The organism is Bacillus sp. JJ1503 (genome assembly GCF_036965125.1).
Classification (GTDB): domain Bacteria; phylum Bacillota; class Bacilli; order Bacillales; family Cytobacillaceae; genus Cytobacillus.
This window is the reverse complement of record NZ_JBALOZ010000460.1, coordinates 1-2,740: the sequence shown is the minus strand read 5'-3', so window position 1 is coordinate 2,740 and position 2,740 is coordinate 1. Positions and strand designations below refer to the sequence as shown.

Sequence of the window (2,740 nt, the reverse complement as noted above, 5' to 3'; positions counted from 1 at the left end):
TTAATTTTTTTGCACCTTGAATCATTTGCTTCAGGTTCTACATCAATATTTGTTTTAGCTTCCTCAATTGTATAATAAGTGTGATAAAAATAGAAAAGCCTCTGAATTGGTGACATAATAAAAGATAAACCCCAACATATATGAGTGAAGTACTCTTAATATTGGGGGCCTTTTTGCTATGTTATATTTATTTAGGAACGATTTTTAGTAGAATTAAAAAAACTTTAAGAAAATGAAAGTGTCCTTGTTTGTTTCATTTGCTATTAGGAATGGGGTTTTAAATCACTTGAAAAAATATTAGGAGGCAAGGGATGAAAATACTTATAGCTGNNNAAAGGGAATAAGGTGGGTTTTATTATCAAACCAGATTTTAATAACGCAGTTAAAAGAAACCGATAATGAAGAAGAGTTTTTAGATCTCCTTTTCGATTGGAAGCCAGATATTGTAATTGTAGAACTTGAAATGTTTACTCATACTCGAAAAAAATTAACAAATTTACTGAGGGAACTTGAAATAAAGACAATTGTTCATACAAATCATAAAACCTTTGAAGCAGCTGAGCAGTCATTAAAGATGAAAGCAGAGGCTCTGTTCATAAAACCTTATGAAACAACTGAGTGGTTACATACAGTAAAAAAAGCAATGATTAATTCACAAAAAAAGCCAAGCGAAGACAGAGAAACTTTTATCCATCACGGATGGGCGTATGACCTCTTATTCGGAAGAGTATTCAATAATTCACTTATTTTGGATCAGGTCCAAACATGGGGCTATCAACAGATCCCGACACTTGTTGTCGCACTCAGCCTTGATAAGTCGAATAAAGAAGAAGTTGACTTAACTAAGTTAGTTCATTTAATAAACAAAGAGTTTCAATCCTACCGCCCCTTTGTGCTAATCGTTGGCGATCAACTCGTCCTATTGTTTAGTGTAGAATTTTTACCTTCCGATCAAGAACCAATTCATTCGTTGAGACGGATATTAGTGTACTCTTGCCAAAAGATGAAAAATAAAAATGATTTATCCTTTTCTGCAAGTATTGGAAAATGCTACAACGATCCGATGATGGTACATCAATCATACTGGGAAGCAAAACGTGCCCTGTTACGCCGCTTTTACTTTGGGGGGAACCATGTATTTCCTCCGATTGAAAACTTGGTCTTAACCGATATCGATCCATTTCTTTCGCCTGAGGAAAGCGATGAAATTATGAAGCATTTACGAAACATCGATCGTGAGATGCTAAAGAAATGGCTTTATGATCAGGCAAATAAGTATCCGATAACGGAAGAAAGTTTCCCCGATTCGGAAAACGTCCGCATTCGATTAACAAATATCTTATCACATATAAGACGCTTTATGCTGGAAAAAGTATATCTACTTAAAGAAGAACCTATTTATAAAGAGTTATTTAACGATATATTAACCGGCGAAGTGTTATTTGATATTATCCACAATATGCTGTTATTTTGTTACAGATTATGCGATCAAGTTGAAAAAGAGGAATTCTCTTATAACTCTATTCTTATAAAAAAAGCGATTCAATATATAAATGAACATTACGCTACCCCAATTACCCTTGAGGAAATTTCATCTTATGTAAATCGAAATAGTCAGTATTTTAGTTCAATGTTTAAAAAACAGATGGGGTGTACTTTTACGGAATATCTACAAATGAAACGAATTAAAGAAGCACAATCGCTTCTAAAAGGATCAACTATGACGATTTCAGAAATAGCCGAACGAGTCGGTTTCACAGACCCGAGCTATTTTAGTAGAGTCTTTAAAAACATTATAGGATATTCCCCTAGTTTGTGGAAAACTAATAATTATCCAGATATCTAAAATTCATCCATATAACGTGGATGAATTTTTCTTTTGCATGTCAAATCACTTTATATTTTCATAAAATTATGGATATTATCCATAGAATCATGTAGCACAAAAAGATAGGATTAATCTAACGAATAAAGAAAACACTTTCTTAAGTAAATGGATTCTGCAGATATAGAAATTATAGGAGGTGATTCGACAGTAGGGCAGTTGCACTAAAAAGTTACAAACTCAATTAGTCAATAAAAATATTAAATATCTGGGAGGAATTTATATGCATTATTCACCAAAGAATGGTCAGGATCATGGCTTACCATATGACCCTTTTAAAAGTAGTACAATACCACGCCCTATCGGATGGCTTTCAACCAGATCTAAAGATGGAGTAGATAATCTTGCACCATACAGCCAATATCAAAATCTTACTTGGGATCCACCTATGGTAATGTTTGCGGCAAATCAATCAGTATTAGGTGGAAGAAAGGATACTGTTCGAAACGCTGAGGAAACTGGTTGGTTTGTTTGGAACATGGCTACTTGGGATTTACGCGAAGCAGTAAATATTTCCGCAAAGGCGTCTACGGCAGATGTTGATGAATTTGAGGCAGCGGGTGTAACAAAGAAAAATTGCATTGAGGCTCCTGTGTCACGTGTGGCCGAATCACCGGTTCATTTCGAATGTGAGTATGTCCAGACAATTAGGATTCCAACTGGAAATGAGGTTTCTACAGTCGATATTGTTATCGGACGAGTAGCTCATGTGCATATCGCAGATAATATCATTCTACCTAGTGGGAAACTTGATATATTGAAAATTAAACCGATTGCCCGCCTAGGGTATTATGATTATACTGTTATCAACGAAATATTTGAAATGAAAGCACCAGCTGCTACAAAAGAAGAGTT

2 protein-coding genes are annotated in these 2,740 nt (G+C 34.7%); both read left to right on the top strand.

All coding sequences use genetic code 11. From position 1 onward, the window contains the following. Positions 1-463 precede the first annotated feature (463 nt). Positions 464-1,846, top strand: a complete 1,383-nt coding sequence (locus V7149_RS25110) for an AraC family transcriptional regulator (RefSeq protein WP_335348287.1) — start codon at positions 464-466, stop codon at positions 1,844-1,846. 262 nt (positions 1,847-2,108) lie between these two features. Beyond that, positions 2,109-2,740, top strand: a 632-nt coding sequence (locus V7149_RS25105; protein WP_335348286.1) for a flavin reductase family protein, incomplete at its 3' end; no start/stop codon positions are given.